Consider the following 12,915-nt stretch of genomic DNA (forward strand, 5'->3'; position numbering starts at 1 on the left):
ATTACCGCCGTCACGACGACCGGTGTATGGTCGGAGTCCGCCGCCGGTTCGCGCTCGCCGACACCGCCCAGCAGGTCGTCGGCGGCTTCCTCCTCGCGGGGCCGTTCGTCGTCACCGAGGAGGTGTGGGTGCTCGCGCGGAGCATGTCGTTCGCGCAGGCGCTCCTCACGCTCTGTATCGTCCTCGCGGTCGGCTACGGCGCGCTCTACAAGGCCGACGACCGCGACCCCGACCGGGAGAGCGAGGTCGGCGGGATTCCCGTCCGGTTCATCTCGCTCATCTCCGTCTCGTATCTCTCCGTGTTCATCCTCGCGCTCGCGTTCGACGCGCCGGGGACCTTCCTCTCGGACGTGTCGGGGGAGGCTCTCGTCTCCGCGCTGGGGTACGAACTCGACCTCGCGGTGCTCCGCATCACGCTCAAGGCGACGAGCGTCGGCGCGGTGTTCAGCGTCATCGGCGCGGCCACCGCCGACTCGCTGTTCTGAACCCGGCGAGCGAGGTGTCAACACGCACCACGACTCGGGGACGCCGCGGCCCAAGCGGCATGAAGGATTAAGTCGGCAGGGTAACTGCTTGAGGTATGGATTACGAGCTCGCCATCGAAGACGCGCCCGAGACGATTCCGGGCGGCACAGGTATCTTGCTCCTTCATCCGAGCATCGGCGAGACCGACCGCATCGACACGGACTTCTTCAAGGTCGACACCGACCACTTCCTCGTCGTCTCGACGCGGACCACCGCGCGCGAGGTCGAACAGAAGCTGGAACACTACGAGGTCGACGAATCCAGCGCCACCATCCTCGACACGCTGTCCATCGAGCGCGGCTACTCCCGACGGAGTTCGGATAACATCCACTACGTCGCGGCCCCCGACGACCTCGACGCCATCGTCGAAAAGACCCGGCAGTTCCTCGAACGCCACGACGGGAAGCTCCGGCTCAGCGTCGATTCCGTCACGGAGATGGCCTACTACGCCGACGAGGACCGCGCCTTCGAGGCGACAAAGCGGATTCTCGAACTCCTCGACGAGTTCGACGCGGTAGGGCTGTTCCACCTCTCGAAGGAGGTCCACGACCAAGAGACGCTCGACCGCTTCAGCGAACTGTTCGACGGCGTCGTCGACCTCGACGAGGACGGCACCGTCACGACCGAGTTCTGAGGCGGACCGCGAGGCGACCGGCTACGCCGAGTCGACGGCGTCGTCGGCGGTCGGGTCGGCCTCGCCGCCCGAGGCCGCGTCGTCGTCGTCCGCCGCGAGTTGCTCGAACGTCTTTTCGGCCCACTTGACCGCGTAGCTCGGGCCGTGGTCGCGGTACGCCGCGGTGTCCAGCGCGGAAAACGGCGCGGGGAGGTCGCGGCCGTGTTTGATAGCCGAACACGCGAACTCGGTCGCCTCGGCGAACGAGACCCTGCCGAGCGCGACGAGCCGCGGGAGATTTTCGAGTCGGTCGTCGAGGCGGCCGCCGGCGTCGACCCACGCGTCGTGGAGGCGGTCGTGTCTGCCCTCCCACGACGCGAACGCCTCGCGGGTGTGGAGGCCGACCCACCCCTCGTAGAGGGCGGCGGCGACCTGATACGTCTCGCTCGGGCCGAGCGGCGTCGCCGCGGCGAGGTCGGGGAACCGCTCGCCGAAGAAAGGCAGGAAGTGTTCGGGAATCTCGTCGGTCCCGGCCTGCACGAACGCCTCGGCGATGAGGAAGTCCAGAAAGTCGTCGGGCGTCCCCTTCGCGCGGTACTTCACCAGCACGACCGGCGGCGCGGTCTGTCGGGACCACGTCACCGTGCCGTCGCCGGGCATCCCGATGGTGAAATCGGACGACGCGTAGCGCCGGAGCTGTTGGGGCGCGTCGTCCGGTAGCCACTCCGCGGGGTACGCCGCCGGGGAGAGCGACTCGACCACCAGCCCGAGGTTCTCCGCGGCCTCCGGGGGGATGGTGTCGAAGTCACCGGCCACGTCCAAGACGAGCGCGCCGGGGGCGTACTCGTCGCGGACCGATTCGAGGTCCGACGGCAGGGTGCGCGTCTCGAACATCCGCTCAGGCGATGCTCATCCCGATGAACACGACGGCCAGCAGGGCCGACACGCCGACGGTACCGAGCACGATTTTCGTCGCTTGGCTCATAGTGGCACGATGAGGGGCCCGCCGCTTAACTGTTACACTCTGTCGTCGGTCGAATCTCCAGTCGAAACGAAGGGGTTCGGGGACGCGCCCCACGGTCGACGGTCACACGGTCCGGTCGCGTCGGAGAACCGAGAGCAATCGGTGGCGTCGCCGTCGTCGCCGGCGTCGCAATCAGGGGACGAGCTGTTCGCCGTCGTCGCCGGCGTCGCAATCAGGGGACGAGCTGTTCGCCGTCGTCGTCGAGGACGCGGATGGCCTCGACGGGGCAGACGCGGGCGGCGAACTTCGCGTCGAACTCGGCGTCCTCGGGAATCTCGCGGACGAAGACGCCGTCGTCGGTCTCCTCGGCGTCGACGAGGTCGGCCTTGCCGTCGTCGACGTTCTTCTCGAAGCCCTCCCACTCGTCGACACACTGGAACATGCCGATGCAGGTGTCACGGTCGTACTCGACTCTCATGGGCAATCGTACCGCCGGGCCGTACAAAGCCCTGCCGACGCGGGACCGATGCGCCCGCACCCGTCCCGACCCGATGGCTTAAACCGGGGGACGGTCCAAGGGGGATGCAATGCGAACTGCGGACCTGACGGGCCTGCCGACGGGGATTCCCGAGGCCCTCCGCGACGAGGGCATCGAGGAGCTGTACCCGCCGCAGGCCGAGGCCGTCGAGGCCGGGCTGACGGACGGCGAGAGCCTCGTGGCCGCCGTCCCGACCGCGAGCGGGAAGACGCTCGTCGCCGAGCTGGCGATGCTGTCGAGCGTCGCGCGCGGCGGGAAGGCGCTGTACATCGTCCCGCTCCGGGCGCTCGCCGCCGAGAAGAAAGCCGAGTTCGAACGCTGGGAGGAGTACGGCATCGACGTGGGCGTCTCGACCGGCAACTACGAGTCCGACGGCGAGTGGCTCTCCTCGCGCGATATCATCGTCGCCACCTCCGAGAAGGTCGACTCGCTCGTCCGGAACAACGCGGCGTGGATGGACCAACTCACCTGCGTCGTCGCCGACGAGGTCCACCTCGTCGACGACCGCCACCGGGGACCGACGCTGGAGGTCACGCTGGCGAAGCTCCGTCGGCTCAACCCGAACCTGCAGGTCGTCGCGCTGTCGGCGACCGTCGGCAACGCGGGCGTCGTCGCCGACTGGCTCGACGCGACGCTCGTCAAGTCCGACTGGCGACCCATCGACCTCAAGATGGGCGTCCACTACGGCAACGCCGTCTCCTTCGCCGACGGGAGCCAACGCGAGGTGCCGGTCGGCCGCGGGGAGCGACAGACGCCCGCGCTCGTCGCCGACGCGCTGGAGGGCGACGACGACGGCGACCAAGGCTCCTCGCTCGTCTTCGTGAACTCGCGGCGCAACGCGGAGTCCGCGGCCCGCCGCATGGCCGACGTGACGGAGCGGTACCTCACCGGCGACGAGCGGAGCGACCTCGCGGAACTCGCCGCCGAGATACGCGACGTGTCCGACACCGAGACCTCCGAAGACCTCGCCACGGCGGTCGCCAAGGGCGCGGCGTTCCACCACGCGGGGCTCGCCGCGGAGCACCGCACCCTCGTGGAAGACGCCTTCCGCGACCGACTTATCAAGTGCATCTGCGCGACGCCGACGCTCGCCGCCGGCGTCAACACTCCGAGCCGTCGGGTCGTCGTCCGCGACTGGCAACGGTACGACGGCGACTACGGCGGGATGAAGCCGCTGGACGTGCTCGAAGTCCACCAGATGATGGGCCGGGCCGGTCGGCCCGGCCTCGACCCCTACGGCGAGGCGGTCCTGTTGGCGAAGAACGCGGACGCCCGCGACGAACTGTTCGAGCGGTACATCTGGGCCGACGCCGAGGACGTGCGGTCGAAGCTCGCGGCCGAGCCCGCCCTGCGGACGCACCTGCTCGCCACGGTCGCCTCCGGCTTCGCTCACACCCGCGAGGGACTGCTCGAATTCCTCGACCAGACGCTGTATGCGACCCAGACCGACGACCCCGAGCGACTCGGACAGGTGACAGACCGCGTGCTCGACTACCTCGAAGTGAACGGGTTCGTCGAGTTCGAGGGAGAGACCATACAGGCGACGCCCGTCGGCCACACCGTCTCGCGGCTCTACCTCGACCCGATGAGCGCCGCCGAAATCATCGACGGCCTCGAATGGGCGGCGGACCACCGGAACGAGAAGCTCCGGGCGCTCGCGGGCGAGACGCCCGAGAAGCCGAAGCGAGACCGGAGCGACTCGGACGACGAACCCGACGGCTTCCAGCGGGCCAGCGAGATGGTCGCCGACGACGGCGGCAGTGGGGATGACGAAGATGGGGACGGCGCGGACGGCGGCGACGACAAAGAGACCAACGAGTTCGAGACGGACCGGACGTATCCGACGCCGCTCGGCCTCTATCACCTCGTCTGCCGGACGCCGGACATGTATCAGCTCTATCTGAAGTCCGGCGACCGCGAGACGTACACCGAACTGTGCTACGAGCACGAACCGGAGTTCCTCGGGCGCGTCCCCTCCGAATACGAGGACGTGGCGTTCGAAGACTGGCTGTCGGCGCTGAAGACCGCGAAGCTCCTCGAAGACTGGGTCGGCGAGGTCGACGAGGACCGCATCACCGAGCGCTACGGCGTCGGCCCCGGCGACATCCGCGGAAAGGTCGAGACGGCCGAGTGGCTCCTCGGCGCGGCCGAGCGGCTCGCTTCCGAACTCGACCTCGATTCGGTGTACGCGGTCCGCGAGGCGAAAAAGCGCGTCGAGTACGGCGTTCGCGAGGAACTGCTCGATCTCGCCGGCGTCCGCGGCGTCGGCCGGAAGCGCGCCCGGCGGCTGTTCGAAGCCGGCGTCGAGAGTCGGGCCGACCTCCGCGAGGCCGAGAAGTCGCGCATCCTCGCCGCGCTCCGCGGTCGCAGGAAGACCGCGGAGAACATCCTCGAAGCCGCGGGGCGAACGGACCCGTCGATGGACGCGGTGGACGAGGACGACGCGCCGGACGACGCCGTCCCCGACGACGCCGGCTTCGAGACGGCAAAAGAACGCGCCGACCAGCAGGCCAGTCTGGGTGATTTCGAATGAGGCTCGTCGAAGCCGAGGCGACCGTCTCCGACCTCGACTCGTTCATCGCGGCCGTCGGCGAGGTGGCCGACGAGACGGGCGCGACGGTGCAGGCGTTCGACGCCCGCTACGTCGTGGACCGCGAGCACCTCGAACGGGCGACCGAACTCGCCGACCGGGCCATCGCCCGCGGCAACGAAATCGCCCGCGACCGCACCGTCGAAATCCTCCTCTACGCCAGCGGCCGCCGGCAGATCAACCGCGCGTTCGAAATCGGCGTCTCGGAGGGGACGCTTCCCGTCGTGATTCTCGTCGACGGCGGCGACGAGGCCGACGCCGAGGCCGCGCTGTTCGACCGACTCGACCTCGAACCCGCAGAAACCCTCGGCGACTACGACGAAGCGCTCGTCCGCGAGGTGTTCGACGTGGGCGAGACGGAGTTGAACGTCGCCGACGGCGACCTCCCCGCGCTGGTCAGAGAGCGAGTGGCGCTCCTCGCGGTCGAACGTTAAGCGGTTTTTCGCGGTCCATATCGTCCGTATTCGAGGGGTTGAGAATCCGTACCGAAAAACTCCACTCGAAACGTATCCCTTTGGTTTCTGAAATGTACCCCTTCGTTTCAACTGGAGAACAGGGAGACGGCGTAGCCTCGTCGAGAGTAGAACGCTGAGAAGTAGTCCCACCAGGATTCGAACCTGGGTCGTTGCCCCCAGAAGGCAACAGGATTGGCCACTACCCCATGGGACTTCGCATCAGTTCGTACTTCGCGGGTATTTGTAAACGTTGCGTGTCGATTCCGCCGTGGGATTTCGTCGCACGGACACGGACAGACGTGCATAAACCGCCAGCTATTTGCCCCTATTCTATCCACTGTCGTGTATGTACGTCGGACGTTTCGTCGTCGTTGGCCCTGGAATCGGTGCGTATCGCGTCTCCTCTCGGTCCTTCCCGAACCGACAGGTCGTCGACCGAGACGGCGCGCTGACCGTCGGGCCGACGCCCGACGCCCCCGAGACGGACAACCCCTACATCGCCTACAACTGCGTCCGCGAGGGCGGCGACTACGTCGTCGTCGGCAACGGCTCGCAGGTCGACCCCATCGCGGAGAAACTCGACCTCGGCTACCCGCCTCGCGACGCCCTCGCGGAGATTCTGCTCGCGCTCGACTACGAGAAAGACGACTACGACACGCCCCGCATCGCTGGCGTCGTCGGCGACGACGAGGCCTTCATCGGCATCGTCCGCAAGGACGCGCTCGTCGTCGAAGCCGTCGCCGAGCCCACGCTCGTGGCGACCTACGAGGAAGACGACCCGCGCGCGTTCGACCTCGACGCTGAGACCGCCGCCGACGCGGCCCGCGAACTGTACGACCACGAGTTCGAACACGCCGTCTGCGCCGCCGCCGCGACCGTCGGCGACGCGGTCGAGACCGCCTTCTACAACGGCGAATAACGTCGCCTCGGCCCGAGATTTTTCAGCCGCGACACCGTACACCGAGCCATGCATCTGGGCGTCATCTCGGACGTGCACGGGAATCTCCCGGCACTCGACGCGGTGCTCGAATCGATGCCCCCGGTCGACCGACTGGTCTGCGCCGGCGACGTGGTCGGCTACAACCCGTGGCCCGAGGAGTGCGTGTCCGAACTCGCCGAGCGGGACGTGCCGACGGTCTCGGGGAACCACGACCGCGCGGTCACGTCGGGGACCGGCTTCCGCTTCAACAGCATGGCGGCCGCGGGCGTCGACTACGCCCGCGACGCGCTGTCACCGGCGTCGATGGAGTGGCTCTCCGCGCTCCCGAACACGCGGCACGTCGCCGACGGGCGGGTCAAACTCGCCCACGGCCACCCGAACGACCCCGACCGCTACACCTACCCCGACGACTTCTCGCCGTCGCTCCTCGACGGCGAGGACCTGCTGGTGTTGGGCCACACCCACGTCCAGGGTCACCGAATCTACGACGACGGAATCGTGCTGAATCCCGGAAGCGTCGGCCAACCCCGTGACGGCGACCCGCGGGCGGCCTACGCGGTCGCCGACCTCGACGCGATGGAAATCGAAGCCGAGCGCGTCGCCTACGACATCGACCGCGTCGCGGAGCGCGTGCGCGAGGTCGGCCTGCCGGAGCGGCTGGCGAGTCGGCTGTACGAGGGGCAGTAGGGGAAAAAGCGAGTCGCTATCCTGAAGCCGTCAGTTCGACACCGGTTCGAGCCGCGCCGAGAAGTGCCGAAGCTCCTTCATCGGCGGCTCCTCGACGATTTCGAGACCGCCGTACTCGCCGGCGGAGTCCATCACCATCGCGGCCGTCTCGGCGACGTGTTCGAGGTGTTCGCGGCTGTAGGTGCGCCGCGGGAGCGCGAGGCGCACGAGGTCCGGCCGGTCCGTGCCGGGGAACGCGAAGCCGCCGAGTTCGACGCCGCGGACGCCGCCTTCGAGGTAGAGCGCGCAGACGAGTTGCTGTCCGGGGTACTCGTCTTTCGGGACGTGCGGGAACACCTCGCCGGCGTCGAGGTAGACCGCGTGCCCGCCGGTCGGCTGGTAGACGGGGACGCCCGCCTCGACGAGGCGGTCGCCCAGTTCGGCCACCTGCTCGACGCGGTCGGTCACGTACGGCGGCGTGACGGCCTCGCGGAGGCCGACGGCCATCGCCTCGATGTCGCGGCCCGAGAGGCCGCCGTAGGTGGGAAAGCCCTCGTAGAGGATGGCGCGCTGTTTCGCGTGTTCGAACACCGTCTCGTCGCGCATCGCGGCGAAGCCGCCGATGTTGACGAGCGCGTCCTTCTTGCCGGACATGGTGATGGCGTCGGCGTGTTCGAACTGCGCGCGGGCGATTTCGGCGACCGAGCGGTTCTCGTAGCCCGCCTCGTGGGTCTTGATGAAGTGGGCGTTCTCGGCGAACCGACAGGCGTCGATGACGAACATGGCGTCGATGTCGCGGGCGAACTCGGCGGTGGCGCGGATGTTCGCCATCGAGACGGGCTGGCCGGCGACGGAGTTGTTCGTGATGGTGAGGACGACGACGGGAATCGCATCGGCGCCGACCTCCTCGACAAGCGCGTCGCCCGCGTCGATGTCGAAGTTCCCCTTGAACCTCTCCGTCGAGTTGGGGTCGCGGGCGGCGGGCGACGGGCAATCGACCGGTTCCGCGCCCTGATTGACGACGTGGGCCCGGGTCGTATCGAAATGGGAGTTGTTCGGCACCACGTCGCCGTCCTCCAAGAGGACGCCGTAGAGGACGTTCTCCGCGCCGCGGCCCTGGTGGGTCGGCACGACGTGCTCGAAGCCCATCACGTCGCGGACCGACTCCGCGAGCCGGGCGAACGACTCGCTTCCGGCGTAGGCCTCATCGCCGCGAATCATCGCCGCCCACTGCTCGGCGGACATGGTGCCCGTCCCCGAGTCGGTCAAGAGGTCGATGTACACGTCGCGGGCGTCGAGGTTGAACGCGTTGTAGCCGGCCCGTTCGAGGGCCGCCTCGCGCTCCTCGCGCGAGGGGAGTTCGATGGGCTCGACCATCTTCGCCTTGTACGATTTCATGCCCGCAATAGGCCCGCGAGCGTGAAGTAATCGGCAGGCGGAAAATCGAGCGACGACGCCCGGGTTTCGGCGCTCGTGGACGGGAGTGTGCATCGGTGTCACCGGCTGTTCCGCTATCGCCACGAACCGACCTCGTGGGGCGTCGTGGCTCACCGGCCGTGCGGCGTCGCGAGCGGGGACGCAACCGCGCGAAAACGGATTCGAAAGCGGCGACGAAAGCCGGCTCAGAACTCGTCTTGGATGATGCCGAGGGTTTCCTCGCGGTCGTCCCACGCCACGAAGATGGCGACGGAGGTCGCGGAGGTGATGGCGTCGTGGATGTTGATGCCGGCGTCGGACAGCGGCTGGACGATGTCGAGGATGACGCCGGGGCGGTTCGGGAGTTCGCCGCCGGTGACGCGGACGACGGCGATGTCGTCTTCGACGGTGACCGACGAGAGCGCGTCGTCGGCGACGACGCGGTCGTGGAGGACGGCCTCGGCCCGGTCGGAGTCGTCTTCGAGGACGTAGAACGTGATGGAGTCCATCCCGGAGGCGACCGAGTCGACGTTGATGTCCTCGTCGCGGAGCGCCGCCGAGAGGTCCGCGAGGATGCCCGGTCGGTTGCGAATCGCCCGCCCGGCGACGGTGAGACACGCGAGGGGCTCTTCCTGCATGTCGATGAGGTTGTGGAACTCGCCTTCGATGAGCGTCCCGCCGGTGAGCAGGTCGCCGTGCTGGTAGTGGACGACCCGAACGTCGAGCGCCGCGTCCTTGTACGACAGCGCCGACGGCGCGACGACCTCGGCCCCGCGGAACGAGAGGTTTCGGAGTTCGTCGACGGTGATGCGGCCGACGTTTCGCGCGCCTTCGACCACGCGCGGGTCGCCGGTCATGACGCCCTCCACGTCGGTCACGATAACGACCTCGTCGGCGTCCATGTAGTTGCCGAGCATCACGGCGGAGGTGTCGGAGCCGCCGCGGCCGAGCGTCGTGATTTCCCCGTCGTGGTTCTGCGCGAGGAAGCCGGTGATGACCGGGACGACGCCGTCGAGTTCGGCCGCGAGCTTCGCGGCCCGCTCTCTGGTCGCCTCGACGTCGACCTCGCCGAGGTCGTTCGTGATGACCGGCCACTCGTCCGTGCCGGGTTCGACGAACAGGGCGTTGACGCCGCGGGCGGCCAACGCCGCCTTGAGCATCCGCACGCTGGTCCGCTCGCCCATCGAGACGATTTCGGCGCGGTCGCGGTCGTCGGCCTCGAACTTGATATCGTCGAGGAGGTCGTCGGTCGTCGAGCCCATCGCGGAGGCGACGACGGCGATTTCGTGACCGTGTTCGACGGCCGCGGCGATGGAGTCCGCGGCGCGGTTGATTCGGTCGCCGCTCCCGAGCGAGGTGCCGCCGAACTTCGCGACTACGCGCATCGTCCCTCCGGTGCGTCGCGTCGCTTCGGGGCTTCGTTGGTAAACATGCGAGGGGCTAACGCGGGGGGACGTATAACTATGTCCTCCGATTCAACCGTTGCCGTCACCCGCGAATCCGGCGCGGAGACGGCCCGTACCGACGCCTCGCGGGCGGAGATTTATCACCGAAGCCGCGGAACGTTCGGGCATGGATATCAGAGACGCCGTGGACACCGACGCCGAGGCGCTCGCCGCCGTCGCCGACGCGCCGATACGGGCGATGCGGCGGCTGATACGCGACCGGACGGTCCGCCTCGCCACCGCCGAGACGGGTTCGGACCCCTACGCCGACGCGCCGGCGGACGACGAACCGGTGCTCGGGTTCGTCGGCTTCGACGTCCGCGACGGCGTCCTCCACGTCACCCGACTCGGCGGGACCGAGACGGCGGTGCGACGACTGCTCGAAGAGCCGCTCCGCTTCGCCAGCGCCGAGAGCCTGCCGGTCGAGGTGCTCGTCCTCGAATCCGAGACGCCGCTTTGCGACGCGGTCGAGCACGCCGGCTTCGACCGGGTTGGCCACGGCCCCCGGTTCGACGGCGCACCCACGGTCCGGTACGTCCTCGACGAGACAGAGTAGCGAGCGAGCCGCTCGGCTTCGTCGTTCCCCGCCGCCACCGTCGTCGCCGCGGGCGGCGAGAACCGACCGAGGGAATACATACCTCCCGCCCGTCAGGTGGCCCATGACCGAACGACGCGAGAGACGGCCGCCGGAAGTGAGACACCCGTGACCGCGGTCGAAGAGCTGTTCGTCTCGATCGCCGGCTCGGACCCGGTGATGCAGGGCCTCCTCGGGGGCGTCGTCATCGCCGGCATGAACATGCTGGGCGCGCTCCTCATTCTCGTCTGGCGCGACCCCTCGAAGCGCTCGCTCGACACGCTCCTCGGCTTCGCGGCCGGCGTCATGCTCGCCGCGAGCTTCACGAGCCTCATCCTCCCCGGCATCGAGGCGGCGGGCGGGGACCCAATTCCGGTTCTCGCCGGCTTCGTCATCGGCGTCGTCGTCCTCGACCAGGCTGACCTGTGGATTCCGCACGTCCACATCCTCGTGACCGGAAAGACACGGACGGACGCCCCCGAGACGGACGAGAAGATGGCCTCGGTCATCCTGTTTATCGTCGCCATCACCATCCACAACATGCCCGAGGGCCTCGCCGTCGGGGTCGGCTTCGGCTCCGGCGACCTCGGGACCGCCATCCCGCTGATGCTCGCCATCGGCATCCAGAACATCCCCGAGGGGCTTGCCGTCTCCATCGCCGCCGTCAACGCCGGGCTTCGGAACACGACCTACGCGACGTTCGCGGGCATCCGCGCCGGCCTCGTGGAGATTCCGCTCGCCGTCTTCGGCGCGTGGGCCATCCAGTACGCCGCGGCGTTGCTCCCCTACGCGATGGGCTTCGCCGCCGGCGCGATGCTGTTCGTCATCTCCGACGAAATCGTCCCCGAGACGCACTCGAACGGTCACGAGCGCGTGGCGACGTTCGGGACGATGCTCGGCGTCGTCGTGATGCTCTACCTCGACGTGACGCTCGGGTAGTCGAATCGAGTCAGCGCGTCCGCATACGGCGACCGTCGAGGAGCCGTGAAACGAGCGTTCGAGTGGAAGCGAAGGGGTTCGGAGTCGATTCCCCCGCGGCGAAGCCAGTGGTAAACCCGCGTCAGTCGTCCGCGAGCGGCGGCTCCGACGGCACCTCGTGGTCCGAGAGGCCGGCGGTCGGCGCGAGGTAGTTCGCCGGGTCGAACGCGTCGAGGTCGTCGCCGGCGACCACGCGCGCCGGCCAGTCCGGGTTGGCGAGCGCGCTCGTCCCCAGCGTGAACAGGTCCGCGCCGGCGTCGACGGCGGCCTGCGCCGTGTCGGGGTCGCCGAGACCGCCGTTGGCGATGACGACCGTGTCGTCCGCGACGTACTCGGCGGCGGCCGCCGCGAGCGACGGGCCGTCCGCGCCGAAAGTCGGAGTCGTCGCGTCGGTCTCAGTCGTGTGGACGTAGTCGGCTCCGGCCGCCGACAGCGCCTCGAAGAAGACCGCGGCCGCGTCCTCGCCCTCGGGCCACTCGTAGTCGCCGTCGGTCACTCTCTCCTGCGAGACGCGGACGCCGACGACGAACTCCTCGGGGACCGCGTCGGCAACCGCCGAAAGGACCTCGGCGGGGAACTGGACCCGAGACTCGGGACCGCCGCCGTACTCGTCGTCCCGTCGGTTCGCGTCCGCCGCGAGGAACTCGTTGAGGAGGTAGCCGTTCGCGCCGTGGAGTTCCACGCCGTCGAAGCCGGCTTCGACCGCGTTCCGCGCCGCCCGCACGAATCCTTCGCGGACGGTTTCGAGGTCGGTCTCGTCCGCCGCCTTCGGAACGGCGAACTCGCCGCTCCCGCCGTAGGCTTCGGCCTTCTGGCCGTCGGGCTGGACCGCGGAGGGCGCGAGCGTCCGGTCGCCGTCGAGGTGGGGGTTCCCCTGCGACTGCGCCCCGGCGTGCATCAACTGCGCGAAAATCGGCGTGTCGACCTCGTGGACGGCGTCCGTGACGTTCGTCCACGCCTCGACGTGGTCGTCGGTGACGAGTCCGGGCTGGTTCAGGTAGCCCTGACTGTACGCGTCGTCCGTGTAGACGCCCTCGGTGACGAGAAAGCCGAAGCCACCGTCGGCGAACTTCCGGTAGTAGTGTGCCATCTCGTTGGTCGCCAGCCCCTCGTCGGTGGCGCTGATGCGCGTCATCGGTGCCAGCCCGACTCGATTGGCGAGCGACAGGTCGTTCAGGCTCGTCGCGTCGAACAGCGCGTCGTCGGTCATC

14 protein-coding genes and 1 tRNA gene are annotated in these 12,915 nt (G+C 68.7%); 8 read left to right on the forward strand and 7 right to left on the reverse strand.

What is annotated here, in order from left to right; translation table 11 throughout:
• Positions 1–26 precede the first annotated feature (26 nt).
• The gene (locus ACFQI8_RS13325; RefSeq protein ID WP_390245540.1) at positions 27–485 is read left to right on the forward strand and encodes a DUF2391 family protein; all 459 of its coding nucleotides are present in this window, start codon (positions 27–29) and stop codon (positions 483–485) included.
• 95 nt (positions 486–580) lie between these two features.
• Positions 581–1,159 (forward strand): DUF7090 family protein, encoded by a 579-nt coding sequence (locus ACFQI8_RS13330; protein ID WP_390245542.1) that lies wholly within the window; start codon positions 581–583, stop codon positions 1,157–1,159.
• Positions 1,160–1,180: 21 nt separating this feature from the next.
• On the opposite strand, the gene ACFQI8_RS13335 is transcribed toward ACFQI8_RS13330, so the two are convergent.
• The 3 genes from ACFQI8_RS13335 to ACFQI8_RS13340 all read right to left on the reverse strand — a co-directional run bounded on the left by ACFQI8_RS13335 (position 1,181) and on the right by ACFQI8_RS13340 (position 2,580).
• Positions 1,181–2,032, reverse strand: a complete 852-nt coding sequence (locus ACFQI8_RS13335; RefSeq protein ID WP_390245544.1) for a DUF7089 family protein — start codon at positions 2,030–2,032, stop codon at positions 1,181–1,183.
• Positions 2,033–2,036: 4 nt separating this feature from the next.
• Positions 2,037–2,123: a hypothetical protein gene (locus ACFQI8_RS19490; protein ID WP_424008935.1), complete on the reverse strand. Its 87-nt coding sequence runs from the start codon at positions 2,121–2,123 to the stop codon at positions 2,037–2,039.
• 211 nt (positions 2,124–2,334) lie between these two features.
• Positions 2,335–2,580, reverse strand: a complete 246-nt coding sequence (locus ACFQI8_RS13340; RefSeq protein ID WP_390245546.1) for a ferredoxin — start codon at positions 2,578–2,580, stop codon at positions 2,335–2,337.
• A 109-nt stretch (positions 2,581–2,689) separates the two neighbouring features.
• On the opposite strand from ACFQI8_RS13340, the gene ACFQI8_RS13345 reads away from it, so the two are divergent.
• Both ACFQI8_RS13345 and cgi121 read left to right on the forward strand, forming a co-directional pair.
• Positions 2,690–5,173, forward strand: coding sequence for an ATP-dependent DNA helicase (locus ACFQI8_RS13345; RefSeq protein ID WP_390245548.1), 2,484 nt, complete (start codon positions 2,690–2,692; stop codon positions 5,171–5,173).
• Complete coding sequence (gene cgi121, locus ACFQI8_RS13350; RefSeq protein ID WP_390245550.1) at positions 5,170–5,664, forward strand: KEOPS complex subunit Cgi121; 495 nt, start codon at positions 5,170–5,172, stop codon at positions 5,662–5,664. Before ACFQI8_RS13345 ends, cgi121 begins: the two co-directional genes overlap by 4 nt.
• A gap of 162 nt (positions 5,665–5,826) precedes the next feature.
• Here the strand turns inward: cgi121 and ACFQI8_RS13355 are convergent.
• Positions 5,827–5,899 (reverse strand) — tRNA-Gln (locus tag ACFQI8_RS13355).
• Positions 5,900–6,031: 132 nt separating this feature from the next.
• On the opposite strand from ACFQI8_RS13355, the gene ACFQI8_RS13360 reads away from it, so the two are divergent.
• Both ACFQI8_RS13360 and ACFQI8_RS13365 read left to right on the forward strand, forming a co-directional pair.
• Positions 6,032–6,604, forward strand: coding sequence for an IMP cyclohydrolase (locus tag ACFQI8_RS13360; protein WP_390245552.1), 573 nt, complete (start codon positions 6,032–6,034; stop codon positions 6,602–6,604).
• A 48-nt stretch (positions 6,605–6,652) separates the two neighbouring features.
• On the forward strand, positions 6,653–7,312 hold the full coding sequence (locus ACFQI8_RS13365) for a metallophosphoesterase family protein (protein ID WP_390245554.1): 660 nt from the start codon (positions 6,653–6,655) through the stop codon (positions 7,310–7,312).
• Between the two features lie 30 nt (positions 7,313–7,342).
• On the opposite strand, the gene ACFQI8_RS13370 is transcribed toward ACFQI8_RS13365, so the two are convergent.
• On the reverse strand, positions 7,343–8,689 hold the full coding sequence (locus ACFQI8_RS13370) for a tryptophanase (protein WP_390245556.1): 1,347 nt from the start codon (positions 8,687–8,689) through the stop codon (positions 7,343–7,345).
• 224 nt (positions 8,690–8,913) lie between these two features.
• Positions 8,914–10,092, reverse strand: coding sequence for an aspartate kinase (locus ACFQI8_RS13375; RefSeq protein WP_390245558.1), 1,179 nt, complete (start codon positions 10,090–10,092; stop codon positions 8,914–8,916).
• Positions 10,093–10,279: 187 nt separating this feature from the next.
• Between ACFQI8_RS13375 and ACFQI8_RS13380 the strand changes: the two genes are divergently transcribed.
• Together ACFQI8_RS13380 and ACFQI8_RS13385 are read left to right on the forward strand one after the other, a co-directional pair.
• Positions 10,280–10,708, forward strand: a complete 429-nt coding sequence (locus ACFQI8_RS13380; protein ID WP_390245560.1) for a thymidylate synthase family protein — start codon at positions 10,280–10,282, stop codon at positions 10,706–10,708.
• 147 nt (positions 10,709–10,855) lie between these two features.
• Positions 10,856–11,665: a ZIP family metal transporter gene (locus tag ACFQI8_RS13385; protein WP_390245562.1), complete on the forward strand. Its 810-nt coding sequence runs from the start codon at positions 10,856–10,858 to the stop codon at positions 11,663–11,665.
• Positions 11,666–11,786: 121 nt separating this feature from the next.
• On the opposite strand, the gene ACFQI8_RS13390 is transcribed toward ACFQI8_RS13385, so the two are convergent.
• Positions 11,787–12,914, reverse strand: coding sequence for an oxidoreductase (locus ACFQI8_RS13390; RefSeq protein ID WP_390245564.1), 1,128 nt, complete (start codon positions 12,912–12,914; stop codon positions 11,787–11,789).
• Position 12,915: the final 1 nt, after the last annotated feature.

Origin of the sequence: Haloferax chudinovii (assembly GCF_042663345.1) — an archaeon.
GTDB lineage: Archaea > Halobacteriota > Halobacteria > Halobacteriales > Haloferacaceae > Haloferax > Haloferax chudinovii.

Excerpts from the sequence above, each read along its gene's own strand:
- cgi121 (WP_390245550.1), top strand. The coding sequence starts at position 5,170 with ATGAGGCTCGTCGAAGCCGAGGCGACCGTCTCCGACCTCGACTCGTTC.
- ACFQI8_RS13360 (WP_390245552.1), top strand. The coding sequence starts at position 6,032 with ATGTACGTCGGACGTTTCGTCGTCGTTGGCCCTGGAATCGGTGCGTAT.
- ACFQI8_RS13365 (WP_390245554.1), top strand. The coding sequence starts at position 6,653 with ATGCATCTGGGCGTCATCTCGGACGTGCACGGGAATCTCCCGGCACTC.
- ACFQI8_RS13380 (WP_390245560.1), top strand. The coding sequence starts at position 10,280 with ATGGATATCAGAGACGCCGTGGACACCGACGCCGAGGCGCTCGCCGCC.
- ACFQI8_RS19490 (WP_424008935.1), bottom strand. The coding sequence starts at position 2,123 with ATGAGCCAAGCGACGAAAATCGTGCTCGGTACCGTCGGCGTGTCGGCC.
- ACFQI8_RS13325 (WP_390245540.1), top strand. The coding sequence starts at position 27 with ATGGTCGGAGTCCGCCGCCGGTTCGCGCTCGCCGACACCGCCCAGCAG.
- ACFQI8_RS13340 (WP_390245546.1), bottom strand. The coding sequence starts at position 2,580 with ATGAGAGTCGAGTACGACCGTGACACCTGCATCGGCATGTTCCAGTGT.
- ACFQI8_RS13375 (WP_390245558.1), bottom strand. The coding sequence starts at position 10,092 with ATGCGCGTAGTCGCGAAGTTCGGCGGCACCTCGCTCGGGAGCGGCGAC.
- ACFQI8_RS13390 (WP_390245564.1), bottom strand. The coding sequence starts at position 12,914 with ATGACCGACGACGCGCTGTTCGACGCGACGAGCCTGAACGACCTGTCG.
- ACFQI8_RS13330 (WP_390245542.1), top strand. The coding sequence starts at position 581 with ATGGATTACGAGCTCGCCATCGAAGACGCGCCCGAGACGATTCCGGGC.
- ACFQI8_RS13345 (WP_390245548.1), top strand. The coding sequence starts at position 2,690 with ATGCGAACTGCGGACCTGACGGGCCTGCCGACGGGGATTCCCGAGGCC.
- ACFQI8_RS13370 (WP_390245556.1), bottom strand. The coding sequence starts at position 8,689 with ATGAAATCGTACAAGGCGAAGATGGTCGAGCCCATCGAACTCCCCTCG.
- ACFQI8_RS13335 (WP_390245544.1), bottom strand. The coding sequence starts at position 2,032 with ATGTTCGAGACGCGCACCCTGCCGTCGGACCTCGAATCGGTCCGCGAC.